The sequence below is a fragment of the Pseudomonas cichorii genome (genome assembly GCF_018343775.1).
Classification (GTDB): domain Bacteria; phylum Pseudomonadota; class Gammaproteobacteria; order Pseudomonadales; family Pseudomonadaceae; genus Aquipseudomonas; species Aquipseudomonas cichorii.
Genome location: NZ_CP074349.1, coordinates 2,843,166 through 2,868,508 on the forward strand (window position 1 = coordinate 2,843,166; position 25,343 = coordinate 2,868,508).

Here is a 25,343-nt window from a genome sequence, read left to right on the forward strand (position 1 = left end):
GGGAGCTGAAGGCTCCCGTCTGTTTTACAGGAAGCCAGCCAGTTGATTGCTGCCGAACAGTTCCATCTCGGCTTCGATGGCCTCGATGATCCGCTCTACGTCGGTGGCGTTCATGACTGTTGCGCAGGGCAGGCCGGCAATCGCCACTACCGTTTCACCGCTGGCCCGGTCGAACAGGCGGGCAATCATGCTGCTGGGGGCATCCATGGTGGCTTCAAAGCCAACCGGATGAAAGTGCCAGCGCATCAGTTGGCATGCATTGGGGAACGTGACTTTGGTCATGGAAGCGGCCCACCTGATTCAATCGAGCAATTCCTTCGGCCCCAATGGGTAGGGAGACCAGTCGAGATGCGACCGATAAAAGCCGAAGTGACCAAACAGTTAACAATCCTGAATGATCGTACTGCTTTCCAGCGGGATGATCTGAACGGTCTGACGAGACCTAAAAATAGCACCTGCCTGCACACAGCTGGAAAATATTTTCAGGCGCCAGTCGAATTTTTCAAATAATTTGATGTACGTCAAAAACGTTTGATCCTGCGAGCTGTTTGCTTCAAGTATTGAGGTGTGCCCGATGGATAGGGCAAGCTGGTTTCATTGACCCATGGAGTTGAAGAATGCTGAGTAAATCCGTTGCTGCGCTGATGTTGCTGGTCTCCACCAGTCATGCAGCAGACAGGGTCAATATCTACAACTGGACCGACTACATCGCGTCCGACACCCTGAAGAACTTTCAGGCGGCGACCGGTATCAAGCCCGATTACCAGACCTACGAAACCAATGAAGCCCTCAATGCCAGACTCATGGCCCGTCACTCGGGTTATGACATCGTGGTGCCGTCGGTGCATTTCATGGCGCGGCAGATCGACAAGGGCGCCTTGAAGGTGCTCGACAAGCATCAGCTACCCAACTGGAAGAATCTGAACCCGGTCCTGCTCAAGGCGCTGGAGGTCAACGATCCCGGTAATCAGCATGGGTTTCCCTATCTGTGGGGCAGCACCGGCATCGGTTACAACGTGGACAAGGTCAAGTCTGTACTGGGCGACGACACGCCGCTGGACTCCTGGGACCTCATCCTGAAGCCGGAGAATATGCAAAAGCTTGCCCAGTGTGGTGTTGCGATCCTGGATAACGCTGCGCAAGTGCTTCCGATCGTCTTGAACTATCTGGAACTGCCTCCCCACAGCGAGCAACCTGAAGACTATGCAAAGGTCGAGGCTGCACTGGCTGCCATTCGTCCCTATGTTCTGTACTTCGACTCGGTCAAGTACATCGAGGATCTGGGCAGCGGCAAGATCTGCATGACATTGGGTTTTTCCGGTGATATGGCTCAGGCCCAGGAGCGCGCAGATAAAGCTGATAACGGCATAAAAATCGGTTACACCGTCCCCAGGGAGGGCGCGCCGATGTGGTTCGACATGGTTGCCATGCCCATCGATGCTCCCAATGAAAAGGCTGGCTATGCCTTCATGAATTACCTGTTGCGTCCGGAAGTGATGGCCCACATCACCAACGAGGTCAAATATGCCAATGGCAATGAAAAAGCCGATGCATTGATCGACCCGGCTCTTTGGGCTGACACCAGCGTTTACCCCAATGCCGAGATGCTCAGCCGGATGTTCGTGCTTGAGCCGGTCGAGATGAAAACCGAAGCGTTGCGCACACGTATCTGGGCCCGCACCAAATCAGGAAATTGAATAGGACGGGGCAACTTTCCAGTTGGGAAGTATCAGTGAAGTGCAACTGAAAGTCGTCACTTTGACGTCAGAAAAGATTTCCTGTTTTTGACTCCATTTATTCTCAAGTGCGACCGATAACCGGTTTATGGGGGATGGCTTTTATGCTGTCGCCCCTCTAATTGGCGAGGGTTCTGACTCTCTCGTTTCGTGATGCATGGATCGCATCGTGTTGTACCTCCCAAGAGAATGATTCCATGTCACTACGAAGCATCAATATTGCGCCTCGTGCTTTTCTGGGCTTTGCCTTTATTGCCGTTCTGGTAATAGGGCTGGGCATTTTCGCACTCAACCGCATGTCGATCATTCGCCAGGCCACCACGGACCTGGAAACCAACATGCTGCCCAGCATCGGCTACCTGGGTGAAGTGGACGAGAACCTGCTGCTGTTACGCATCATGTCGTTCAGGTACCTGATCAACCGGGAGCCCGAGCAGATACAGGACACCGAAAGCCGTGCCCAGCTGTTGACTCAAAAACTCAAGAAAGCCGAATCCAGTTATGCAGCCTTGCCAGCGGACGGTGAGGAAAAAGACACCTACAGAAAGTTTCAAGTGTCGTTGGCCGAATACCTGGATATACAACAAACTGCAATAACGCTGTCGCGCAGTAATGATCTTGAAGCGTTGAAGACACTGGTCAACACAAAGATGAAAACCAGTACGGATTTGATCGCTTCGCAACTTGATCAATTGATCACGATCAATAAAAAGTCGGCCCTGGATGCTTCCGAACTTTCAAGCATGCATTTTGATAATGCCAATACCGCAATCATTTTTGTTTCGGTGCTGGCGGCGGCCTTGACGGTTCTTCTGGCCTGGTTGTTAACGCGCAGTATTGTCATGCCATTGTCCAGAGCAGTACGTGCTGCGCAGGAAATCTCCGACGGCAACCTGACCCGGCATATCGAAGTAGACGGCAATGACGAACCTGCACGTCTGCTGGAAGCCCTGGTAGTGATGCAGCAGAACCTGCGCAAGACCATCGAACAGATTTCAGGTTCTGCAACTCAACTGGCTTCGGCGGCTGAAGAGCTGAGCGCGGTCACTGAAGAGTCCTCCCGCGGGCTGCAACAGCAGAATGATGAGCTTGAACAAGCGGCCACCGCCGTCAACCAGATGACCGCTGCCGTGGAAGAGGTAGCACGCAACGCTGTATCCACCTCGCAAGCCTCGCAGCAATCCAATGAAACGGCGCGTCAGGGGCGGGACAAGGTGGTGGAAACGGTCAAGGCGATCCAGGTCATGACCCAGGACGTACAGAGCGCTTCCAGTTTGGTCGAAGGGCTGGCCACTCAGGGACGTGAGATCGGCAAAGTGCTGGATGTGATTCGTGGCATCGCCGAGCAGACCAACCTGCTGGCACTCAACGCTGCCATCGAAGCCGCACGTGCAGGCGAGGCGGGTAGAGGGTTTGCGGTCGTGGCAGACGAAGTGCGGGCGCTGGCGCATCGTACCGCCCAGTCGACCCGGGAAATCGAGCAGATGGTGGCAGGCATCCAGAGCGGCACTGGGCAGGCGGTGGAGTCCATGACCCTCAATACCGGCCGTACCCGAGTCACGCTGGACCTGGCTCAGGCCGCAGGCGATGCTCTGGAGCGGATCACCGATGCCATCTCGCAGATCAACGAGCGCAATCTGGTGATTGCCAGTGCTTCGGAAGAACAGGCTCAGGTTTCCCGGGAAGTTGACCGCAACCTGGTGAATATCCGTGACCTGGCCAACCAGTCCGCCGCAGGTGCCAATCAGACCAGCGCTGCCAGCCACGAGCTGTCACGACTGGCGGTGGGCCTCAATACGATGGTGGGTCGATTCGTGATCTGAAACTGGAGTGGGAGGCGGCAAGCCGCTTCCCACTCACGCCAATTTTTGAAACAAAATATCATTCTCAATTTTTTTGCCAACATTCGCTGATTTATCGCAATAACCCCTCCTGTTACCCTGATTAATGAGCTTTTAAAGCTCGTCATAGAGCCTTTTTTGGCGATATTTTCTCTCGTGTTTTGTCTGTTTTTGCCTGCCGAATGCAACAAGAAGGCTTTTTTGGACTCCTACCATCCGAATTCTTCATATCGCAACATAACGGTATTAGTCTTTAAGCGTGATCAAGGGTACGTATTCGACTGATCCACAAAGGATTTCCTGGGGGCTGCGAACCCGCTCATGGCTGGCATATTCGCATCAGCGACACGCTGAATTTACATAAACACGTGCCGGACTCCATACCATGAATATGTCAAAACTCTCATCAATAAGCCGCGTCTATCGCCGTTACGCCTGGTTTCTTTTTCCTGCCTTGTTGGTTTTCTGCGCGGCCTTCTGGCTCTCTATCGGCCGCGGGGTGCATGCCGAACCGAAAAACGGCACGCAAACCCTCGTATTCCTGCGCCATGCAGAGAAGCCTTCCATGGGCCTGGGGCAATTGAATTGCCAGGGCCTGAATCGGGCCATCGATTTGTCCGAGCTGTTGCCAAGGACCTATGGCAAGGCCGACTTCATCTTTGCCGCCAACCCGAGTCGTCATGTGGAAGAGGGTGAGGGTGATCTGTCCTACAGCTATCTGCGACCCTTGATGACAGTCGGACCCAGCGCAATCAAGTTAGGCCTGCCGGTCAATATCGACTTTGGTGCCAATGACACCGGCGCCCTGGCCGATGAGTTGATGCACGACAAGTATCACAACTCGACCATCTACACGGCATGGTCTCACGGTTACCTGCCTGAGCTGATCAACAAGGTGGCCCAGGAAGCCTCGGGCCAGAAAGTGAAGCTGGTGGATGACTGGACAGGCGATGACTTCGACTCGGTGCTGGTGATTACCCTGAAATGGGTCAACGGCAAGGCCACGCTGGATTACGAGAACCACAAGCAGGGCCTCGATAACGGCACGGTTTCCTGTCCGACCTGATCGAAACCGTCCATTCATGTCTGCCCACGTCATGCAGGCTTGACGATCTGTCGGGGAAGTCTGTTATCTGTGGCCATTGCCCACGGTCGAGGAACAGCGCATGTACAAGGATTACCCCGCCGCTTATCAGGTCAGCAAAGGCGCTGCGCTGCAGGTAGACAAGGCGTTTTACGAGCGTATACGCGCCAGTACCGGACAGCGCACGCTGATTGAGACATTCGAGGTGCCGATTCGTACCGGGCGGGCCTGGAAGGTCAAGGCGGGGCAGGTGTTTCGAGTCACCACTCCGATCGGCCCGCAGGTCGGCGATTTCAATGTCTGGAATGCCGACGATCCTCGTGAGCGCCTCTGGGCAGCACGTACTCGCCAGTTGCAGGGGGCTCATGTCACGACTCACGACAGGCTCTGGTCGAACCTGCCATTCCTGCGGCCCATGGTGACCATCACCGACGACAGCCTGGCCAGTTACGGCATCGACGAGCACGGCGGCCGTCTGCATGATCTGCTTGGCACCCGCTGCGACCCTTACGTCAACAAGATGCTGACCGGCGAAGATTTTCACCATCACTGCCACTCGAACCTGACCCGCGCAGTGTTGCCCCACGGCCTGACCGAATTCGATGTCCATGACGTGCTGAATATCTTCCAGTGCACCGGCCTCAATCATGACGACATGTATTTCATGAAAGCCTGCCCGGCCCGTCAGGGCGATTACCTGGAATTCTTCGCGGAAATCGACTTGCTGTGCGCCTTGTCCACGTGCCCAGGCGGTGACCTGTCATTGCCCATGTGGGGGCCGGACGCTCAGGATCCGCTGTCTGTCTGTCGTCCCTTGGGTGTGGAAATCTACAACCTTGATGACTCGCTGCTGGAGGGCTGGACGTCGCCTCGGCGGGCCAGTTACGACGGTTTGCACGGGTTGAAGATTTCACCGGCAGAATGGGAGAAGTAGCAACCGGCCATCAAGTTCATCGTTTGCCCATGGCTTTACTGTCCGAGCCCGGATAATGTGTGAACCCCTGTGTTTACCTCAGCGCAGTACAGGGGCGCGCAGGGCGCGAATGCCCGCGCATGAGCCGATCACGGAGGAATGGCCGGGCCCGAAAAGGGCATCACCGCTGGCTATCCGGATTAGAACCTACTCATGTGCCCTGTTTTTCGTACCCTGGCGGTGCTGGTTGTCGCGCTCGGCCTTTCGGGCTGCATCGCCAACCCTGTTCCCCTGACGCCACAGACGGTCGAGCGCCTGCATCAGCAGCCACCGGTTCGGTTTCTGCTGACATTCGATGACGGGCCCAGCGCATCAAGCTTTTACAATCCGACGCTCACGGTGCTGGACAGCCTGGCCACTAACCCCGTGCAGCCGGATATCAAGGCTGTTTTCTTCGTCCAGACCGGTGCAAGTGGCGCAGGCGGCAGTGAGCAGGGCCGAGCGATCATGCAGCGCCAACATGCCGAAGGGCATGTGCTGGGCTTTCATACCAGCACCCCGCACCACACCAATCACCGCTCGCTGAACCCTGAAGAGCTTGAGCAATCCCTGACGCAAGGCAGTGGAATCATCGCCGGCATCACGGGCACGCCGACGGTCTTGCTGCGTCCGCCATTCTGGAACTACGACAAGCGCACCTTCGCGGCCTATCAGCAGCATGGCCTGCATGTGCTGCTGACTGACCTGAGTGCCAATGACGGCAAGATATGGGGTTACAACTTCAGCCTGCGCCGTCGATCCAATATGGTCCGGCAGCTATCGGAAGTGCGCGAGCGCATCGCCGCAGGCGAGCTGCCCTCCATCGAGGGCGTCATACCGGTGGTGGTCACGTTTCATGATCTGAATCGCTACACCGCCCGGCATGCTCGGGAATACCTGCAGATCCTGATCGATAGCGCCCGTGAAACCGGCGTGGCCCTGGATCAAAAGCCTTTCTACGACGACAGTGCGCAGTTGAAGCGCGCTGCGCTGGCTCGTACGGTCAAGAGCCGTGATGAGAGCGTGCGTTTGCCGGGTATATGGAACTGGCTCTGGGATCAAAACTCGCACTAGGTTCTGTAACCGGTCACTGCTCCAGCGTATTTTTCCGGATATGACCATTCTGGAAGATCATCGCCAGGTGTTCGCCCTGGCCCACGAGGCAGTCAATGTCAGTGAGCGGATCACCGTCCACCACCAACAGGTCGGCCTGTGCGCCTGCGGCGATGCAGCCCAGTTCGCCCTCGCGCTGAAGGATCTGCGCCGCCACGCTGGTGGCGCTGCGCAGGGCCGCAAGATTGCCCAGTAATTCGGCACGGATCTTCAGTTCGTGGCTCTGGTATTCATGCATTTCACCGAGCAGGTCCGAGCCGTAGCCCATGGGTACGCCCGCTTCGGCGAACAGCAGCAGGGCATTGCGTCCGGCCTGACGCACGTCTTCGATCTTGGCCACCGAATCTGCTGGGAGTCCGAAACGTTCGCCGTACTGGGCGAGCATTTCATAGGTGACTTGAGTCGGTACTGCAAAAGCGCCTTTTTCAGCCATCAGGCGGGCGGTGTCGGCATCCACCAGGTTGCCGTGCTCAATGGTGCGCACGCCGCATTCGATGGCACGGCGAATGGCCCGAGCCGTGTAGGCGTGAGCCATCACGTAGGTATTGGCGGCTGCGGCTTCGTCGACGATGGCGCGGATTTCGGCTTCGCTGTATTGGGTATTGGCAATCGGGTCGGTGGGTGAAGAGACGCCACCTGAAGCCATGATCTTTATCTGGTTCGCGCCTTGTTGCAGCTCTTCACGAACCGCCAGACGCACATTGTCGACACCGTCCACTACCCGGGCGATGGCCCCGGCGCGGAAGCAGCAGGAGCAGGGCTCACTCGTCAAAAGGTCGCCGCGGGCGCGCATGTCGCCGTGGCCGCCTGTCTGCGACAAGGCCTTGCCCGAAGCAAAGATCTTCGGCCCGGGAATCAGCCCCATCTGGATGGACCGAGCCAGCGCCCAATCGGCACCACCGGCATCGCGCACCGTGGTGAAGCCACGTTGCAGCATGGCTGCCAGAATCGGCAGGGCGCGGTACATGATGATTGCGTTGGGTTGCAGGGCATTGAAACCCAGGTTGGCACTGGAGGCCAGAACATGAACATGACAGTCGATGAGGCCGGGCATCAGGGTCTTGCCGCCCAGATCGATAACTTTGGCCCCAGCTTCGGCGGGTTCGCCAGCAGGGCGTACGGTGACAATGCGCTCACCCTCGATCACGACTTCCTGGCCGTCGATCAATTGACCCTGTTGCAGGTCGAGCAAACGCCCGTTGCGCAGGATCAGCGTTGAAGAGTCAGGGGTATTCATTGATAGGCTCCAGTCAGAGGAAGGCGTGACACAGGTTCTCTGTCGCGATAGAGCATCGCGCCCACGCCGCTGATGATTGCTGCAAACATGATGTAGAACGCGGGGGCCACGTTGCTGCCAGTCGAGGCGATCAGCCAGGTGATGGTGAACGTGGCGAAACCGCCGAAGATCGTTACGGCGAAGTTGTAGGCCACCGACAAGCCGGTCGAGAGCACGTGGCTTGGTAGCAGCTCGCCGAAGGCGGCGAGGATCGAGCCGATGTAACCCGAAATCAGCAGGCCGAGCACCACTTCAAATACCAGCAGCGAAAACAGCCCCGGCATCTGGTTGATGAAAAGAAACATCGGGTAGGCGCTGAAGAAAATGGCCACTGCCGAGCCGAGGAGCCAAGGGCGACGACCATAGCGGTCAGCAAGGGCACCGACGATAGGCGTGGTCACGATCAGTACTGCGCCGCCCATCATCCCGGCGCTGAATCCCATCCATGAAGGCAGGCCGAGGACCCGCTGAGCATAAGAGGGAATGTAAAACAGGACGGCGTAGGTGCAGACTGTCCAGAGCACGACCAGCGAGAAACTGATCAGGGTCTGGCGCGGATAGGTGCGCAAGACTTCACGCAAGGGCGATTCGACAGTCTTGCTGGTCTTGTAGACCGGCGTTTCATCGACGCGGCTTCGAATATAGAAGCCAACCGGGCCGATCAGGGTGCCGATCAGAAATGGCACGCGCCAGCCCCAGCTTTCCAGTTGCGCCTGGGTCAGGTAACTGGACAGGAAAGCACCCAGCGCGGAGCCGAGTAATACGGCCACGCCAATGCTGGCTTGAATCCAGCTGGAGTAGAAGGCTTTCTTGCCTTCGGGGGCGTGTTCGGTCAGAAATGCCGTGGCGCTGCCCATCTCGCCGCCCGCCGAGAAACCTTGCAGCAGGCGCGCCAGCACGATCAGTACCGGAGCCATCAGGCCTATCTGCGCATAACTGGGAGTGATGGCGATGATCAGTGTGCCAAGGGCCATGAGCAGGATGGTCAGCGAGAGTGCTGCCTTGCGCCCGTGCTTGTCGCCATAGATACCCAGCACGATGCCACCCACCGGGCGCATGAAAAAGCCGACGCCGAAGGTGGCCAGGGCCAGAAGGTAGGAAGTCAGTTCATTGCCGGTGGGGAAGAACACCTTGGCGATGATGACGGAAAAGAAGCTGTAGACCGTGAAGTCGAACCATTCCAGGCCATTGCCGATGACCGTAGCGATAACCGCACGGCGCGCCTTTTGGTTGTGAGTGCGTGATGGAGATGTTTGTTCTGTGCTCACTTTTTTGACTCCTGCATGCAAAACATGCAGGAAACAACCCTGCATTTATAGAGGGGCAGAGTTGAAAAGTTGAAACATTATTCGGATCTGATGCCCGGTTGCGTTCGAGATTAGGCTGCAGCCTGAATTTGAGAAAGCGATCATTACGCAGGTTTGCATGCGTGTGGCGCATGCAAGTCAGTTGGCAATCTCATTGCTCAGCCATTTCTCGAAGGCTCGGGCAGCACGTCTTGGCATCTTGCCGCTGGGGGTGAGCAGGTAATAGCCGCCGATGGCGCCGATATCCGCGTTGCATGCAGGGACCAGAGCGCCGGATTTCACATGGCGATCAATCATCGGGCGCCAGCCCAGCACAATGCCGTGGCCGGCGATGGCCAGATCCACGAGTACCGGATAGAGGTTCACGGTCATGCGCTGGTGGATCAGCGAAGCGTCCACGCCCTGGCGACCGAACCAGTCGTTCCAGGACAGCCATTGGCGCTGGCCGTCTTCGAGCATCAGCAGGCAGTGGTCGAGCAGTTGCACCGGCTCAAGCGTCTGCCCGTCCAGATAACCCGGTGAGCAATAGGCATTCACCGATTCGGCAAATAGCAGGCGGCCATCCAGGCCGGGAGGGGATTTTTCACGCAGGAAGTACAGCGCCAGGTCGAACTCGGCCCGGATCAGAGAATCCAGCCCATCGACCACCCGCAGGCGTATGTCCACCGCCGGGAATTCGTCCTTGTAGCGACCCAGTAACGGACCCAGCCATAGCGCTGCCACGCCGCTGGAGCAGGCCAGCGTCAATTGCTGTTCGCCGCTGTGGGTGATGACCTGGGCGGTGGCTTCGGCGCATTGAGTCAGGATCCGATGAATTTCTTCGGCATAGATCTGGCCCGCGATCGTCAGGTGAATGCGCTTGTGTTCGCGACGAAACAACGCCCGGCCCAGGAAGTCCTCCAGTTGCGCGACCTGCCGGCTGATTGCACTTTGTGTCAGGTGCAGCTCGGCGGCAGCCCGGGTGAAACTGCCATGTCGAACCGTGGCTTCAAAGGCGATCAGGTTTTGTAGTGGCGGAAGGGGTTCTATACGCACAGAGGCTCCGTATTAAAAACCATCGGGAAAGGGTGTCGACAGCAGCCAGTCCCTGAACACGCAGAGCGACGGCAGGTTCTGGAAGCGCGTGGCATACACCAGATAGTAATTGCGGCCGCTGTCCATGGGGTCGAACAGCGTCACCAGTTCGCCGCTGCTGATTTCGTCCTGCACCAGAATGCGCGGCACCAGCGCCACACCAATACCCGCTGCCACGGCCTGGATCAGGTGTGCGGTCAGCTCGAAACTCGGGCCGGGGCGCATGATGTGGTGGTCGAGTTGGTTTCTGTCGAACCAGTCGGACCATGTATTGGGGCGCGAAACCACGCTCAGCAGTGATTGCTGGGCAATCTGCCCCGGCGTCATGGACTCATGGCCGACAAGCGCTGAAGGGCTGGCGATAAGCACCAGTTTTTCCGCAATCAGCGGATGGGCGATATAGCCCGGCCAATTGCCTGTGCCTGCACAGATGATCGCATTCATGTCGCTGGCCGCAGGCATCAGGTCGGCATGCACGATGCGTGAGTGGATATGCACCACATGGCCCGGATGCCGGGCATAAAAGTCATGCATGCGCGGCAGCAGCCACTTTGAGCCGAAGGTCGGCAGCACGGCGAGGTGCAGGGTTCCGCCTTCGGACTTGTGGGCGATGGTCTGCAGCGTTGCACTGCGGATTCGCCCAAGGGCTGCCGCCAGTTCATGCTGATACAGTGCGCCCGCCGTGGTCAGTTCGATACGTCGGCCATCACGCTTGAACAACGCCACTTCCAGTTGTGCTTCAAGGGCCTGCACCTGGCGACTGACGGCGCTTTGGGTCAGGGCCAGCTCATCGGCGGCCTTGGTGAAGCTGACATGGCGCGCCGCTGCTTCAAAAGCGATGAGCAACGACATCGAAGGCGTGAGTCTTCTCGGGTTCATTCATAAAACTCATGGAAAAACGGCAGGTTTTACATTTGCGCTCTTGGCCCTGAAGCCTGAAAATCAACGTCAACCGTTGATGAAGCCCTGTTTCAGAGCGCTCTGAAGCATACGTGCTTTGCCCATAAAAGTTTGCATATAAAAAGCCTAGCCTGTCAGGAAGCCACCATGATTGCCCTCTTGAATCCGACCCTCGAACAGGTCGATCACTATGACCGTTTCCTCAATGCCCTGGCGCAGGAGGGTTTTCGAGGCGAAATCGCAAGGGATCATGGCTCGCGAACCGTTCTGGCCACCGATAACTCGATCTATCAGCGCCTGCCCCAGGCCGCCGTGTTTCCCCTCGACAGCGCCGATGTCGAAACCCTGGCGCGACTGGCCGGACGTGCCGAGCACAAGCAGGTGGTATTGACGCCACGGGGCGGCGGCACCGGTACCAACGGGCAATCTCTGACCGATGGCGTAGTCGTCGACCTTTCGCGGCACATGAACCGGATTCTGGAAATCAACGTTGAGGAGCGCTGGGTGCGGGTGCAGACCGGCGTGGTCAAGGATCAGCTCAACGCTGCCCTCAAGCCCCACGGCCTGTTCTTCGCCCCGGAGCTGTCCACCTCCAACCGTGCAACGGTCGGTGGCATGATCAATACCGATGCCAGCGGTCAGGGTAGCTGCACCTACGGCAAGACCCGCGACCATGTGCTTGAACTGTCGACGGTACTGCTCGGCGGTTCGCGTATACACAGCCTGGCCATGGTGGCCGATCAACTGGAGTCTGAGCAGGCGCGAACCGACCGGGCTGGGGATGCCTATCGTTGCGCCCGCGAGATTGCCGATACTCAGGCGCAACTGATCAAGGATATCTTTCCGCCGCTCAATCGTTGCCTGACCGGTTACGACCTTGCCCATTTGCGCGAGACCGATGGCCGCTTCAATCTCAATAGTGTGCTGTGCGGTTCGGAAGGTTCGCTGGGCTTTATCGTCGAAGCCAAGCTCAATGTGCTGCCGATCCCCAAGCATTCGATTCTGGTCAACGTGCGCTACGCCGGCTTCATGGATGCCCTGCGCGACGCCAAGGCACTCATGGCGCTCAAGCCGCTGTCCATCGAAACCGTGGATTCAAAAGTCCTGATGCTCGCCATGCAGGACATCGTCTGGCATGGCGTGGCCGAATACTTTCCTCAGGATCCGGATACACCGACTCTGGGGATCAACCTGATCGAGTTCTGCGGCGACGAAGCCAGCGAAGTGGAGCAGCGGGTCCATGCCTTCGTCGAGCATTTGCAGAGCGACACCTCGGTGGTTCGACTGGGCCACACGCTGGCGGTGGGCAGCGCAGCGGTCAATCGTGTCTACGCCATGCGCAAGCGTTCGGTCGGTCTGCTGGGCAACGTCAAAGGCGAAGCCAGGCCTCAGCCTTTTGTCGAAGACACCGCTGTGCCGCCTGAAAACCTTGCCGATTACATTCAGGAATTCCGCGCGCTGCTGGACAGCTACAACCTGCAATACGGCATGTTTGGCCATGTGGATGCCGGGGTGCTGCACGTACGGCCGATCCTCGACATGAAAGACCCGGCCCAGGCCGCGCTGGTGCGTCCGATCTCCGATGCTGTTGCCGCCTTGACCAAGCGTTACGGTGGCCTGCTCTGGGGCGAGCATGGCAAGGGGTTGCGCTCTCAATATGTGCCGGAATACTTCGGCGAGCTTTACCCGGCGCTTCAGGCACTCAAGGCTGCTTTCGACCCGTTCAATCAGCTCAACCCCGGCAAGATCGCGACTCCTGCAACCGTACCTGCTGCCAGATTGACGCTGGTGGACGAAGTGCAGTTGAGAGGCGATCTGGACCGTCGTATCGACGAGCGCGTCTGGCAGAGCTACGAAAGTGCCGTGCACTGTAACGGCAACGGCGCCTGTTACAACTATGATGCCGACGACGCCATGTGCCCGTCCTGGAAAGCTACCCGCAACCGCATTCATTCGCCAAAGGGCAGGGCTTCTCTGGTCCGTGAGTGGCTGCGCCTGCAGGGTGAGCAGAATGTGGATGTGCTGACCGCGAGCGCCCGTGCCCGCTCGGCCAATGTCATCAAGAGTCTGGTCAGCAAGACCGCCAACACCTTGGGCAGGCTGCGCGGACAGCAAGACTTTTCCCATGAAGTCTATGACGCCATGGCCGGTTGCCTGGCCTGTAAATCCTGTGCTGGGCAGTGCCCGGTCAAGGTCAATGTGCCGGAATTCCGTTCGCGTTTCCTGGAGCTGTACCACAGCCGCTACCTGCGCCCGCTGAAGGACTACCTGATCGGCTCGCTGGAATTCAGCATCCCGTATCTGGCTCGCTTCCCGAAACTCTACAACGCCATGATGGGGGCCAAGCCCGTTCGCTATCTGCTTGAGCATGTGGCGGGCATGGTGGACAGCCCCTTGTTGAGCCTGATGGATTTCCGCGCCGCCTGCGCACGCTGGAATGTCGGCATTGCCACGCCCGAGCGTCTGGCCGCGCTGTCTGAACAGGAACGCAAGCGTACGGTGATCCTCGTTCAGGACGCTTTCACTCGTTACTTCGAGACTCATCTGGCGGCTGACTGGCTGGAGCTGATTTCGCGTCTGGGGTATCAGGTTTATCTCGCGCCATTTGCACCAAACGGCAAGCCGCTGCAAGTGCAAGGTTTCCTGGCGGCTTTCGAGAAGGCTGCCAGTTTCAACAGCCAATCGCTGCGTAAAATTGAGGCTTATGGCATCCCGCTGGTAGGGCTTGATCCGGCCATGACGCTGGTTTACCGGCAGGAATACAGCAAGACACTGGGCAGCGAAAACGTGCCCACGGTGTTGCTGCCCCAAGAGTGGCTGGCTGCGCAGCTGGAAGAGTCCGGGCAGGTTCAGTCGGGCGAAACCTATTACTTCCTGCCGCACTGCACCGAGAAAACCAACGAACCGGGCAGCGTCGGTCTGTGGCAGAAAGTCTTTGCTCGTACCGGTCTGAAACTTGAAGTACTGGCCAGCGGTTGCTGCGGCATGTCAGGCACCTACGGCCACGAAACCCGAAATGCCAAACACTCCGACACCATCTATAGCCAGTCCTGGCAACCGTTGGTGGCCCGCCACAATGGCGAGGGTCGACTGGTTGCCGATGGTTACTCCTGTCGCAGCCAGGTCAAGCGGCAGGACGGGCAGGTGGTGCAGCATCCGTTACAGATATTGCTGGCTCATATATAAAACTCTGGGAGCGGACTTGTCCGCGAAGACGGCTTCCCATACACATAAATATGTATGGGATGTTCTGGCCCTTCGCGAATGAATTCGCTCCCTCAATTCGTGCGAATGGTCTCAAACCAGATACCGCCGAAACCATCCCACGGTTCTGTCCCAGGCCAGATTGGCGGCGGCTTCGTCGTATCGTGGCGTGGAGTCGTTGTGGAAGCCGTGGTTGGCACCGGGATAGATATAGGTTTCGTAATTTGTGCCAGCCGCTTTCAACGCCGCTTCATAAGCGGGCCAGCCTTCGTTGATCCGTGTGTCCAGTTCGCCATAATGGATCATGATCGGCGCCTTGATCCGCACCACGTCTTCGGACTTGGGTTGGCGACCATAGAATGAAACCGCTGCTCCCAATTCCGGATAAGCCACGGCCGCCGCATTGGCGACGCCTCCGCCATAGCAGAAGCCGGTGATGCCGACCTTTCCGGTGCTTGCGTCATGCTTCATCAGCCATTCGATAGCCGCGAAGAAGTCGTTCATGAGCTTTTCAGGATCGACTTTCTGTTGAAGTTCTCGGCCTTTGTCATCGTTGCCCGGATAACCGCCCACGGAGGACAGGCCATCAGGTGCCAGTGCGATGAAGCCTGCCTTGGCAGCACGTCGGGCGACGTCCTCGATATAGGGATTGAGCCCACGGTTTTCATGGGCGACCACTATCGCAGGCAGCTTGCCGCTGGCTTTCGCCGGACGCACCAGATAACCACGTACTTGCCCATGACCTTTGGGCGAAGGGTAATTGACGTATTCGGCAATGATATCCGGGTCGGTGAACGCCACTTGTTCGGCCAGCGCGTAGTTCGGGCTCAGCGAGGCCAGAAGGGCCGTGGCAGTCAGGCCTCCCAGAGTGAACAGGGCAGCACGGTCGAGAAATTCGCGCCTGTTGATCTTGCCGTGGGCGTAGTAGTCGTACAGCTCAAGCAGTTCAGGGGCAAAGTCTTTGGCGGTGAGACGATCCATCTGCATGCTTCCTGTCAGATCATTGGGGTTTCTATTAAAGCAGCTTTGATGCCTAGGTGCCGTTGATAGCACCTCGACATTTATTGCGGATCAGAAATCCATCGTGACCCCGGTATAGAGTGCGCGCCCATCACCCGGCGAGTGCAGGGAGTCGACGGCGCCGTCCGGGTCATACCAGACGTACTCGTAATAACGGTTGGTCAGGTTCTTGAGTTGCAGGTCGACACTGACCGACTCGCTTACCTTCCAGGTCGCGCCCAGGTTCATCAGCACATAGCCGCCATAGGTGCCCTGAGTGTTTTCCCGCTCCAGATAATAGTTGGTCTGGCCGTTCATCCAGGCCGTCAATTGAACAGCGGGGGTGGCCTGATAGGTCATGCCGGCGTTGTAGACGTGATGGGGGATATGGTCGATTTCCCGGCCTTTGCTGTTGGGCAATGTAGCGCTGGGCTCAAGGATTTTCGAGTATTGCCATGAGTACGCCATCCATATTTCCGTGCGCTCGTTCGGGTGCAGGTTCACCTGCAGGTCATAACCCCAGCGCCGGGTTTCCCCGACGTTATCCGATTCGCCACTCGGGTCGTTGAGCCGGCGGCTGACTTCGCCACTGGCTTCCTGCTGCCAATAGGCGATCCGACCATCAACCCAACTGGCGGGAGTGAATTTGATCCCGGCTTCCCAGCCTTCGTTGATCGAGGGTTCCAGATCGGTATCCCGTGGCGGAATCTTGTAGGCCGCCGCCCCTGTACCGACCTGGAAGGTGCGTCCCCAGTTGGCGTAGAAACTGGCCACATCCCAGGGCGAATACACCACGCTGAGCTTGGGCTGCTTGATCAGGCCATAGTCATTGATGTCGTAATCCAGGCCGGTCATTTCATTGGTGAAGTCGCCCTGGATCTTGTCGACCCGATAGGCCGGGACAATCTTCAACGACTCGAAAGGCTTGATCTCGGCCTGGATATAAGCGCCGTATGTGTCGAAGTCGAATTGCTGGTCGCGGGTCTGGGCCTGGCGAACCCGATTCAGGGTCCGGTAGCGTTCGCTCTTGTTTTCCTGCTGCTGCATGTCCGCTCCGCCTTCCAGAGCAAAGTCGTACAGCCAGCTGACTTCCGGGCGCCAGGTCAGAGAGGTGAGGGCGCCGTACTGGGTTTCATAGGCATCCCGTTCCTGTTGCGAGGTGGTTCTCCAGTACTGGGTCCAGCGTCGGTCGTCAAAGGTGTTGATGTAGGTTTTAGCGGACCATGCCAGGGTGTCTGCAAGGTCCGTATCGAAATGCAGGCTGACCTGATTCATGCGCCGGGTGCCCTTGTCCGTGGCGTTGTAGCTGTTGGTCATGGTCGGGTGGCGGCTGGCATTCTCTTCGCTCAGGTATCCGGGCTCCTGGGCTTCGGTTTCGTAATGCCTGGCAATCAGGCCGATGCGATAACTCTCGTCGTCCGGGGTGTAGAACCACTTGCCAGACATGGAGAATTTCTCGGCGTCGGAGTGATCGCGATAGCCCTCGGATTTCTGATAGGCGAAGAAATAGTTCTGGCTCCAGTTGCTGTTCTCGAAACCTTTGGAAAGCTGGGTTTCCCGTGTATTGAAGCTGCCGTAGCGAATCCGGGCCTTGGTGTAATTGCCGCCGGTGCGGGTCAGCATGTTGACGTTGCCCGCGATGTTGTTCAGCCCGTAACGGGCATCGCTGGTGCCGCGAACCACCTCGATGCTGTCCAGCTCCATGGGGAAAATCATGTCCATGAACGGCATGTTGCCGTCGTTGCTGTTGCTCGGAATGCCGTCGATCAACAGTTTTACCGCATTGATTTCGCCTTCACCGTTGAAGCCGCGAAAGGAAATCTTGCCGGACGTGGTGCCCTGATTGAATTGGGTAAGGATCACGCCGGGGGCACGACTGAACAGCTCCCAGCTGTAATTGACCGGCATCTTTTCAAGGATGTCGCCACCCAGAATATCCACCGAGCTCAGCACGCTGCTGGTGCTCAGCGGGCCGCTGCTGTTGCCCTGAACGGTGACGGAACCGAGGGTCAGGGTCGAGTTTTCAATCTGGGTTTCGGCCAGTGCCGCGGACAGCGGCGTCAGGGCAAATACCCCGCAGGTCAGCGCCTGGCAGAGAGAGCGGGCCACAGGGGCATGCATTGCACGTGGCAATGTAGAAAAAACAGGCATAGCACTTACTTCCTGGAGACCAAGATATTTCGAGGACGTGGAATGGCCGTTCAATGCATTCCAGCGCCAGACAGGAAAAACCGCGCCAGAGTCGGCGGGCAAGGCGTGGTCAGGCCAGGGGAGAAGCGCGCGGAGTCAGACTGGGCCAGCGAACCCTGGGATGCAGCGTTGGCTGCTCGGGGTTGTCCAGTGCTGTGTCAGGGGTGTAGCGGGGCAGGAAGTGGCGGTAGTAATCGGATGGCAGGGCTGCCAGTCCGGCATGGCCACAGCAGCAGTCGCCATGCTGCATGGCGGCTTTCGAGGAAGCGGGTTGCAGGGTATCGATCAGTTTCTTGAAGCCAGGCGGCAATACAGTCGAACCGCTCCCCGAGCAAAAACCGCCCCACAACAACAAATGCGCATCCGGCGTCTGCATGGCGCGGCTCATCGGCATGGCCAACATATTGAGCAATATGGCCAGGCAGGCGATCCAGGGACTGATGCGTTTCATTGAAGCCATGGGTGGGCCCGGAGCAGGAAGGCCGCCATTTAGCCGTATTTGATCAGGGAATGTAAATGCTTCTGTGGGGAGGATTTTCAGCGTACGGAAAGCGATGCAGGAACTGATGTGTGGCTATTTGACATCTTGATATTCTGTCATCTAGTGTCGTGGCCTGAGAAACAGTTCTCGGGATACTTCATTTCAGCAGGGAGGCTACATCGCAATGGCCACTACCATCAGTTCTGCGTTGATCAAATCAGTACGTGTGCATCCGGGGCTGGGGATTGCCCGGGTCGGTAATGCCTTGGGTCATGATGAATATGTTCTGGCCGCCGAGGTTCCGGGAGCGGTTGCGAGCAGTGCGGATGGAGCGTTTCGCGATGCCAAGGGCCACCTGCGGCGTCAGGCCGTGCGTTTCCGTATCTATGCAGAGCTGACGGATGGTTCGGTCCGCGAACTGACCCTCGAAGATGGGGTGAAAATCGATTGGACCGTAGAGCTCGCCAACCTCAAGGCGGGCTGGTACAACTTCGAGAATGCCATGGACTTGCCTGCGCCCTACGCGAAGAGCGCAGGTCGACGTAATCCGGCGGTCATTGGCAAGCAGCGCAAGGCGCTGGACATTCGTCCTGGCCCGAGAACCATCGGTGGTCGCAACAAACAGGGCAAAGCCTTCCATTTCGATACGGGCGAGTTCTACAGCAAGCCGGTCTATCTGGGCGAGTTGCGCACCGACGCGGAGGGCCGACTCATCGCGCTGGGTGGACACGGGCATTCCGCACCGCTCAAGGCCGGCACCGCGCCTGTCACCTTTGCCAACAATGAAGACTGGCATGACGATATCTCGGATGGTCCGGTCTACGCTCGCGTGACCTTCGCCAATGGCGACACCCTGGAGGCCGAACCGGGTTTCCTGGCCGTCACACCGCCCAACTATGCACCGGGACTGTTCGGTGTCGTCACCATGGAAGACGTGGTGCGCGACCTGTATGTGCGCAATGGTCAACTGCCTGCCCACAAAACCACTGAGTTCACCCGCGACATCTGGCCGATCTTTGATCGCCTGACCAATATGCAGTGGACCAACCATGGTATTTACATGCTCAGCGGCTCCGGCTCGCCACTGGATACCAAAAACAAGGCAGTCTTGAAGAAACTTGCCGACCCGTCTGCAAAGAATGCCGAGTTCCGTACCAGGGTCTTCGATCTTTTCCGTATCCCTGACGGTAGCGGGGCGTTCACGTCTGCGCTGCTGCCGTTCTACGGCGATTACTACGGCGATTATTCCGATCTCGAAGGTGCAGGCCTGGCCGTGACGCCTTTGATGTACAAGGCACTGGAAAACTGGGTGAAAGGGGATTTCGTTTCTGACTGGAAAGGTGAGCCGGTTATCCCGGCGTTCTCGTCCCTCAAACCGCAACAGCAGGTTGAAGCGCTGGATCGTGCAGGCCTGCATGAGTGCCTGGGCGGGCCGTTCCATCCCGGCATCGAACTGACCTGGTTCATGCGTGTGTCCAGCGTCTGGAAAAGCCCTTATCGCCTGGCAGTCCTGCCTCAGGGCCATGCTGTGCGCCAGGATTACGGCAGCAAGCTGACACCGGAAATCTGCCTGAGCAAAGGTGGCCCGCTGGACGGCGTAGGTCCCGGCTCCCTGACCCGCGCACTGGGCGTGCCATGGCAGACTGATGGCGCATCCTGTCTGTCCGATGCGGAATATGAACCAGGCTCTTATCTGTCCTTCCCCAGCTACTGGGGAGCACGCGTGCCCAACAGCGTGCTCAGCAACGAGGCCTGGCAGCGTGTCGGTTCAACGCAATCGAGTGAACCGCAACAGCTCAAGAACTTCTCCTACCGCGAGGACTGGTTGCGCGACCTGAAAGGTTCCTATCTGGCGCGTATCAACAAGATGGTCAGCCAATGGTGGGAGCTTGGCGTTCTGGTCAGCCAGGAGACATCGCCCGAGTTGCAAAAGAAACTTGGGCTGCCAGCCCAGGCCTGGGTAGAAACCGGTCGCCCGGAAAGTGCCGTTGGCCCCAACACCAAGGTTGCCTTGCTCGCGGCCATCGAAGCTCTGGACCATCCACAACCGTTGCTCAAGGGCGCCGGACTCGACAAAGCCACGCCACGCAAGAATGTGAAACCACGTCGTCTGCGCAGGGACGAGATTTGACCCACGTGTACGACGTTCTGGTCGTGGGCGCCGGGCCGGCAGGTTCGGCGCTTGCCATTTGTCTGGCCCAGGTGGGGCTTGACGTATGCATGGTTGATCGCGATGACGCGGGCCAGCCGCGACCCGGTGAATGCCTGTCGCCCGAAGCGGTGCCGGCGTTGGCCGCGCTCGGGCATGCTGATTTGCTGGACGACATGTTGGTTGCCCGGCGCTGTTGCGGCGTGCAATCGATCTGGGTGACGCCTGAACGGGCTTTTCGCGATTATTTCGCCGAACGCTCATCCCAGGGTTATTTCCTGGATCGTCAGGTGTTCGATGCCCGTCTGCGGGACAGGGCACAGGCTGAAGGTGTGGTGCTGGAGCGGGGCGTGCGGGTGACCGAGGCCGAGTGGGGTGCAGTCACCACCCTGAGCGGTTTGCGGGGCGAGGACTTCTGGCGTGGTCAAGCCCGTTTCGTGATCGATGCTTCGGGCAAGTCCAGTGTTATTGCGCGCCTGGGCGGTGCGGGCAGGCGTCGCTTGAGTCGTCAGGTCGCCGTTGCAGCCTGTTTGCCTGCCGGTACTTCTGAGTTGGCGTCAACCGACTGGTTGTTGATCGAGGCGGACACACAGGGCTGGTGGTCCGGTGCGACTTCGGCCAGCGGCCAGCGCCATCTGGTGCGATTTTTCCCCGAAGGCGGCGAAGTCTCCCGCAGCCCGGCCGAACTTGGCCGACAACTGGAACAGACAAAGTTGATGCAGCACTACGTTGCCGCCGGCGAACTGTCGGCGGCACCTTTGCAAGTGCTCGATGCCGGTTGTTCTGCGCTGGACTGCGTTGCGACCTCGCAATGGCTTGCGGTCGGTGAAGCGGCAATCGCTTTCGATCCCGTCACGTCACAGGGCCTTGCCCATGCGTTCGGGGCGAGCCAGCCAGCGGCCCGCGCTGTGCTGGAATATCTGCATCATGGCCGTGTGGACAAGCTTGAACGTTATGATCAGCAGACCCGTATAACCCTGGCGCATTCTCTCAAAGGGCTCATGAGCCACTACGCGCAGTGCCATAGTCTGGCGAGTGTGGGCTGATCAGCCTTTGTTCAAGTGCCTGAGTACTCCGGCTGAAAGCCGACTTGGACAGACCCAGCGACAAGGCCGATCCAGATGCATGGGCCGCAGCAGCCGCAAGGTACGCGAGTGCTTCTATGGATATTTCAATTGGTTATTTATCGCCGGATAACCCGTCCATTAGGCTATATGCGATTTCGTCTCTCTTGAAGACGTCGTTTATCGCCGTGTGACCCGTGCGCGGCCTGCTTTTCTCTGATCCCTTGTGTTGAGTTCTCCATGAAAGTGCCCGTAACGGTCCCTCAGGATCCCTTGGTCAGTACCCGTGGGCTGGGCAAGTCATTCGGTTCAAGCCGGGTCTTGCAGGACATCGACTTGAACCTTTATCCCGGTGAGGTTGTGGCCTTGCTGGGGGCCAATGGTGCGGGCAAATCCACCCTGGTGAAAATCCTCTCTGGCAGCCATCGCCATGATGCGGGCGAGTTGCGGGTCGAGGGCAGGGCGCTGGGTTTTGCTTCCCCTCATGAAGCGCGGCGCGCCGGTATCGTTGCGGTTCACCAGCAGGTTGACGAGGCGGTGGTGCCGGGTTTCAGCGTGGCCGAGAATCTGGTGCTGGATGAACTGTGTCAGCCGCAAGGTTCCATCTGGAGCAGGCGGCGACGTCTGCATGAGCGTGCCGCCCAGATCGCGGCAGGTCTGGATTTGCACTTGCCGCTGGACGCGGCCATCGAAAGCCTCGGCACGGCTGAGCGGCAACTGGTGGTGCTGGCTCGTGCGCTGGCGCTCAAGCCCCGCTTGCTGGTGCTGGATGAGCCCACGGCGTCCTTGTCGGCTACCGAGGCTGAGCGACTGTTCGCGTTGATCGACGTTCTGCGCGGGCGCGGGGTCAGCATTCTCTACATTTCCCATCGCCTGTCAGATTTGCAGCGCATTGCAGACCGGGCGATTGTGCTGCGCGATGGACGTCTGGCGGGCGAGTTCGCCGCACCGCTGGACCTGGCCGCTGCCGTGCGGGCCATGCTCGGCAGCGAACTGGCGCCTGTGGTTCACCAACAGACCGAGCGCGGGCGTGAAGTGGTGCAGATGCGCGATTGTCGACTCAGTGAAGCCAGCACGGCTTTCGATCTGAATCTGTACCGAGGCGAAGTGGTCGCCATGACTGGCCTGCTTGGGGCTGGCAAGAGTGAGATAGCCGAACTTCTTTTCGGCCTGCGTCAGCCTGTGGCGGGCGTTATCGAACTGGATGGCCAGCGCTGGGCTCCGGCATCGCCACGCGAGGCCATTGCGGGCGGTGTATTCATGGCCTGCGAGGACCGCATGCGTGGCTCATTGGTGCCGGGCTTTTCCCTGACGCGAACCCTGACCTTGCCGTTTTTGCAGCGATTCAGTCGTGGCGGTTTTATTGATGCTGGCGCAGAACGCGAAGCGGTGCAGGAGCATGTGCAAACCCTGGGCATCAAGTGTGCGGGTATTGATGTGCCGATGGAGACGCTTTCTGGAGGCAATCAACAGAAAGTGGTGCTGGCCCGCTGGTTGCTGGGCAATGGTCGCTTGCTGATTCTCGATGAGCCGTTTCAGGGCGTGGATATCCGCGCCCGCCGGGAAATCGGTGCTCGGATTCGTGCCAGCGCCGGTCAGCGCGCCACGCTGGTGATCTGCTCCGACCCCGACGAAGCGCTGGAAATCGCCGACCGTATTCTGGTGGTGCGTGACGCCAGTGTGGTGGCCGATTACCCGCGTGCCGGTCTGCAACGCGAGCAACTGGTCGCGCACATGGCGGGCGTAGCGCCGCAACCTGACATCAACCCTCTGCATCGCCAAGGAGCCACGCTTGCCTGAGTCGACGTCTTCACATTCCCTGAAACCACGGCCATGGGAATCATTGTTGCGTTTCACCATTCATTACGGGCTTTTGCTGCTCCTGGCGTGGGTGGTGGTGCTGTTTTCGGTACTGGAACCTGCGTTTTTGCGGGTCGGCAATCTGTTCATCATTCTGCAGTCGGTGTCCATCGTGGCGCTGCTGGCTCTGGGTGTGACCCTGAGCATGTCGGTGGGCGGGCTCGACTTGTCCATCGGTGCGGTGGCCGCCATGAGCCTGATGTGTGCCAGCTACGTCATGGTGGTTCTGGACTGGGGGCCGCTGCCGGCGATTTTCATCAGTCTTGCCTGTGGGGCGCTGGTGGGATTACTCAACGGATTTCTGATCGTACGCATGGGCATCCCGGACATTCTGGCGACCCTGGGCAGCATGTTCCTGATCATTGGCCTGCAACTGATTCCTACCGGTGGCCGCTCCATTGCGGTCGGCATGACCTTGCCCAACGGTGACGAAGCTTCCGGCAGTTTCAGTGCGGCCTTTCTGGCGATTGGCCGTGCGCGGCTATGGGACACGGTGCCGGTTCCGGTGCTGGTCATGCTGGTGGTCGCGCTACTGGTCTGGGGCTTTCTTGAGCTGACCCGCTTTGGCCGGGTGTTCTACGCCATCGGTGGCAACGAGCGGGCGGCGCGGCTGGCCGGTGCTTCGGTGGAGAAATACAAGCTGCTGGCCTATGTGCTCTCGGCGTTGCTGGCTTCACTGGGCGGCCTGTTGCTGGCGGCCCGTCTGGGACGTGGCGATGTCAGCTCCGGCAATGGTCTGGTGCTGGATGCGCTGGGGGCGGCACTGATCGGTTTCGCCGTGCTCGGTGCCCGCAAGCCCAATGCCTTTGGCACGCTGGTGGGTGCGTTGCTGGTTGCAACCTTGCTCAACGGCCTGACCATGCTCAATGCACCTTATTACACCCAGGATTTCGTCAAGGGCGCGGTACTGGTCCTGGCGCTGATGTTTACCTTCGGCCTCGCGCAACGGGCGCGCTGAGCCTCACTGTCAGAGAAGGAATACTCGATGCATCGACTCATCACACGCGGGCTGCGACGCCTGCTCGCCGCCACGCTGGTCGCTTCCCTGGCCACAGGCGCCAGCGCTGCCGGAATTGCCGGTGCGCCTGCGCCGTTCGACAAGGGCGGGGTCAATATCGCGCTGGTGGGCTATCTGTTCTCGGGGGACTTCCCCGAGGCTTACCTGCGTGGCGTCGAAAAACAGTCGGAGGCGCTGGGCATTAACCTGCGCCTGTTCGATGCCCGGCAACAGGCGGCAACTCAACGAGAAATGTTGGAGCAGGCCATCGACCTGGGTGTAGATGGCATCATCGTGCAACTGGGCCTGGCCGAAACCCTCAAGGACACCGTGGCCAAGGCCGTCGCCAAAGGCATCAAGGTCGTCGCGTTCGATATCGACCTGGGCAATCCGCAAGTGACCCAGATTGAACAGGATCACCATCAACTGGCGCGTCTGGCGCTGGATCAGGCACTCAAGGACAACGGCAACGCATTCCAGGCGGGTTATGTGTTCATTGGTGGCTTTACGCCGATGGAGCGTCGCGATGAAATCTGGCGGCAGGTCAAGGCGGACAATCCCGGTATCGTCGAGAAGGCACGTTTCGGCACCCTCAATCCGCCCATCGCCAACTCGGTCGCGGATCAGGCCAGTGCCGTGCTGCGGGCCAATCCCGGTTTGCAGGTGATCTTCGCGCCCTTCGACGAGTTCGCCAAAGGGGCCAAGATCGCAGTCGATGAGGCGGGCCTGGGCAAGCAGATCAAGATCTACAGTGCCGACATTTCCACGGCCGATATCCAGATCATGAAAGAGCCCGGCAGCGCCTGGGCTGCCACGGCTGCCGTAAACCCTGAGGTGGCAGGCGCAATCAGCGTGCGCAGCCTGGCCATGCGTATTGCCGGTGAAGACCCGGGAGCCCGTGTGCTGGTCCCGCCAACCCTGATTACCCGTCAGCAGTTGCTGGATCTGGATGTGAAGAATGTCCGTGACCTCGCGAAGAAAGTACCTGCGTTCGGTGAAGCTGCAGGTGTGGCACGTTCGGCCTGGATTCCGTTGGCGAAATAAACTCCATTTCTGCCATCTCCGTAAGCACATTCATTCGCGAAACTGCTCTTCGCGAATGAATGTGCGCTACGT

General features: G+C 58.7%; 19 protein-coding genes. 11 read left to right on the plus strand and 8 right to left on the minus strand.

The features are described from left to right. Window positions 1–24: 24 nt before the first annotated feature. On the minus strand, window positions 25–282 hold the full coding sequence (locus tag KGD89_RS12485) for a DUF1652 domain-containing protein (protein WP_025260115.1): 258 nt from the start codon (window positions 280–282) through the stop codon (window positions 25–27). Between the two features lie 335 nt (window positions 283–617). On the opposite strand from KGD89_RS12485, the gene KGD89_RS12490 reads away from it, so the two are divergent. From KGD89_RS12490 to KGD89_RS12510, 5 genes are all read left to right on the plus strand, one after another. Further along, the gene (locus tag KGD89_RS12490; protein WP_025260116.1) at window positions 618–1,697 is read left to right on the plus strand and encodes a polyamine ABC transporter substrate-binding protein; all 1,080 of its coding nucleotides are present in this window, start codon (window positions 618–620) and stop codon (window positions 1,695–1,697) included. 236 nt (window positions 1,698–1,933) lie between these two features. Then, window positions 1,934–3,559 carry a methyl-accepting chemotaxis protein gene (locus tag KGD89_RS12495; RefSeq protein WP_025260117.1) on the plus strand — a complete coding sequence of 542 codons (1,626 nt, stop codon included), beginning with the start codon at window positions 1,934–1,936 and terminating at the stop codon, window positions 3,557–3,559. A gap of 403 nt (window positions 3,560–3,962) precedes the next feature. Further along, window positions 3,963–4,643 (plus strand): hypothetical protein, encoded by a 681-nt coding sequence (locus tag KGD89_RS12500; protein ID WP_025260118.1) that lies wholly within the window; start codon window positions 3,963–3,965, stop codon window positions 4,641–4,643. Window positions 4,644–4,743: 100 nt separating this feature from the next. Continuing rightward, a complete protein-coding gene (locus tag KGD89_RS12505; protein WP_025260119.1) occupies window positions 4,744–5,595 on the plus strand; it encodes an urea carboxylase-associated family protein in 852 nt (283 codons plus the stop codon). Between the two features lie 192 nt (window positions 5,596–5,787). Continuing rightward, window positions 5,788–6,687, plus strand: a complete 900-nt coding sequence (locus KGD89_RS12510; RefSeq protein ID WP_025260120.1) for a polysaccharide deacetylase family protein — start codon at window positions 5,788–5,790, stop codon at window positions 6,685–6,687. A 13-nt stretch (window positions 6,688–6,700) separates the two neighbouring features. On the opposite strand, the gene KGD89_RS12515 is transcribed toward KGD89_RS12510, so the two are convergent. The 4 genes from KGD89_RS12515 to KGD89_RS12530 form a co-directional block, all read right to left on the minus strand. Continuing rightward, complete coding sequence (locus tag KGD89_RS12515; protein ID WP_025260121.1) at window positions 6,701–7,963, minus strand: metal-dependent hydrolase family protein; 1,263 nt, start codon at window positions 7,961–7,963, stop codon at window positions 6,701–6,703. Continuing rightward, on the minus strand, window positions 7,960–9,270 hold the full coding sequence (locus tag KGD89_RS12520) for an MFS transporter (RefSeq protein WP_025260122.1): 1,311 nt from the start codon (window positions 9,268–9,270) through the stop codon (window positions 7,960–7,962). Before KGD89_RS12520 ends, KGD89_RS12515 begins: the two co-directional genes overlap by 4 nt. Window positions 9,271–9,447: 177 nt before the next feature. Next, the gene (locus KGD89_RS12525) at window positions 9,448–10,344 is read right to left on the minus strand and encodes a LysR substrate-binding domain-containing protein (RefSeq protein WP_025260123.1); all 897 of its coding nucleotides are present in this window, start codon (window positions 10,342–10,344) and stop codon (window positions 9,448–9,450) included. Between the two features lie 12 nt (window positions 10,345–10,356). Next, window positions 10,357–11,262 carry a LysR substrate-binding domain-containing protein gene (locus KGD89_RS12530; RefSeq protein WP_025260124.1) on the minus strand — a complete coding sequence of 302 codons (906 nt, stop codon included), beginning with the start codon at window positions 11,260–11,262 and terminating at the stop codon, window positions 10,357–10,359. A 168-nt stretch (window positions 11,263–11,430) separates the two neighbouring features. Between KGD89_RS12530 and ydiJ the strand changes: the two genes are divergently transcribed. Continuing rightward, on the plus strand, window positions 11,431–14,469 hold the full coding sequence (gene ydiJ / locus KGD89_RS12535) for a D-2-hydroxyglutarate dehydrogenase YdiJ (protein WP_025260125.1): 3,039 nt from the start codon (window positions 11,431–11,433) through the stop codon (window positions 14,467–14,469). A 111-nt stretch (window positions 14,470–14,580) separates the two neighbouring features. Here ydiJ and yghX read toward each other — a convergent pair whose 3' ends face one another. The 3 genes from yghX to KGD89_RS12550 all read right to left on the minus strand — a co-directional run bounded on the left by yghX (window position 14,581) and on the right by KGD89_RS12550 (window position 18,136). Further along, window positions 14,581–15,468 carry a YghX family hydrolase gene (gene yghX / locus KGD89_RS12540; RefSeq protein WP_025260126.1) on the minus strand — a complete coding sequence of 296 codons (888 nt, stop codon included), beginning with the start codon at window positions 15,466–15,468 and terminating at the stop codon, window positions 14,581–14,583. Between the two features lie 90 nt (window positions 15,469–15,558). Next, entirely contained in the window at window positions 15,559–17,607 is a 2,049-nt protein-coding gene (locus tag KGD89_RS12545) for a TonB-dependent receptor (protein ID WP_162883731.1), read from the minus strand. A gap of 139 nt (window positions 17,608–17,746) precedes the next feature. Further along, complete coding sequence (locus KGD89_RS12550) at window positions 17,747–18,136, minus strand: DUF2946 domain-containing protein (RefSeq protein ID WP_025260128.1); 390 nt, start codon at window positions 18,134–18,136, stop codon at window positions 17,747–17,749. Window positions 18,137–18,341: 205 nt separating this feature from the next. On the opposite strand from KGD89_RS12550, the gene KGD89_RS12555 reads away from it, so the two are divergent. From KGD89_RS12555 to KGD89_RS12575, 5 genes are all read left to right on the plus strand, one after another. Then, on the plus strand, window positions 18,342–20,288 hold the full coding sequence (locus KGD89_RS12555; protein WP_038399857.1) for a LodA/GoxA family CTQ-dependent oxidase: 1,947 nt from the start codon (window positions 18,342–18,344) through the stop codon (window positions 20,286–20,288). Between the two features lie 5 nt (window positions 20,289–20,293). Next, a complete protein-coding gene (locus KGD89_RS12560) occupies window positions 20,294–21,352 on the plus strand; it encodes an NAD(P)/FAD-dependent oxidoreductase (protein ID WP_236249442.1) in 1,059 nt (352 codons plus the stop codon). Window positions 21,353–21,610: 258 nt separating this feature from the next. Then, window positions 21,611–23,170, plus strand: a complete 1,560-nt coding sequence (locus KGD89_RS12565; protein WP_025260131.1) for a sugar ABC transporter ATP-binding protein — start codon at window positions 21,611–21,613, stop codon at window positions 23,168–23,170. After that, window positions 23,163–24,188: an ABC transporter permease gene (locus KGD89_RS12570; protein WP_025260132.1), complete on the plus strand. Its 1,026-nt coding sequence runs from the start codon at window positions 23,163–23,165 to the stop codon at window positions 24,186–24,188. The genes KGD89_RS12565 and KGD89_RS12570 overlap by 8 nt, the downstream gene beginning before the upstream one ends. 27 nt (window positions 24,189–24,215) lie before the next feature. Further along, entirely contained in the window at window positions 24,216–25,271 is a 1,056-nt protein-coding gene (locus KGD89_RS12575; protein ID WP_025260133.1) for a substrate-binding domain-containing protein, read from the plus strand. The last annotated feature ends 72 nt before the right edge of the window (window positions 25,272–25,343 follow it).

What these genes read in the sequence shown, in the direction of transcription:
- KGD89_RS12485 (WP_025260115.1), bottom strand. Translation starts at nt 282, where the DNA reads ATGACCAAAGTCACGTTCCCCAATGCATGCCAACTGATGCGCTGGCAC.
- KGD89_RS12490 (WP_025260116.1), top strand. Translation starts at nt 618, where the DNA reads ATGCTGAGTAAATCCGTTGCTGCGCTGATGTTGCTGGTCTCCACCAGT.
- KGD89_RS12495 (WP_025260117.1), top strand. Translation starts at nt 1,934, where the DNA reads ATGTCACTACGAAGCATCAATATTGCGCCTCGTGCTTTTCTGGGCTTT.
- KGD89_RS12500 (WP_025260118.1), top strand. Translation starts at nt 3,963, where the DNA reads ATGAATATGTCAAAACTCTCATCAATAAGCCGCGTCTATCGCCGTTAC.
- KGD89_RS12505 (WP_025260119.1), top strand. Translation starts at nt 4,744, where the DNA reads ATGTACAAGGATTACCCCGCCGCTTATCAGGTCAGCAAAGGCGCTGCG.
- KGD89_RS12510 (WP_025260120.1), top strand. Translation starts at nt 5,788, where the DNA reads ATGTGCCCTGTTTTTCGTACCCTGGCGGTGCTGGTTGTCGCGCTCGGC.
- KGD89_RS12515 (WP_025260121.1), bottom strand. Translation starts at nt 7,963, where the DNA reads ATGAATACCCCTGACTCTTCAACGCTGATCCTGCGCAACGGGCGTTTG.
- KGD89_RS12530 (WP_025260124.1), bottom strand. Translation starts at nt 11,262, where the DNA reads ATGAACCCGAGAAGACTCACGCCTTCGATGTCGTTGCTCATCGCTTTT.
- ydiJ (WP_025260125.1), top strand. Translation starts at nt 11,431, where the DNA reads ATGATTGCCCTCTTGAATCCGACCCTCGAACAGGTCGATCACTATGAC.
- yghX (WP_025260126.1), bottom strand. Translation starts at nt 15,468, where the DNA reads ATGGATCGTCTCACCGCCAAAGACTTTGCCCCTGAACTGCTTGAGCTG.
- KGD89_RS12545 (WP_162883731.1), bottom strand. Translation starts at nt 17,607, where the DNA reads ATGCATGCCCCTGTGGCCCGCTCTCTCTGCCAGGCGCTGACCTGCGGG.
- KGD89_RS12550 (WP_025260128.1), bottom strand. Translation starts at nt 18,136, where the DNA reads ATGGCTTCAATGAAACGCATCAGTCCCTGGATCGCCTGCCTGGCCATA.
- KGD89_RS12555 (WP_038399857.1), top strand. Translation starts at nt 18,342, where the DNA reads ATGGCCACTACCATCAGTTCTGCGTTGATCAAATCAGTACGTGTGCAT.
- KGD89_RS12565 (WP_025260131.1), top strand. Translation starts at nt 21,611, where the DNA reads ATGAAAGTGCCCGTAACGGTCCCTCAGGATCCCTTGGTCAGTACCCGT.
- KGD89_RS12575 (WP_025260133.1), top strand. Translation starts at nt 24,216, where the DNA reads ATGCATCGACTCATCACACGCGGGCTGCGACGCCTGCTCGCCGCCACG.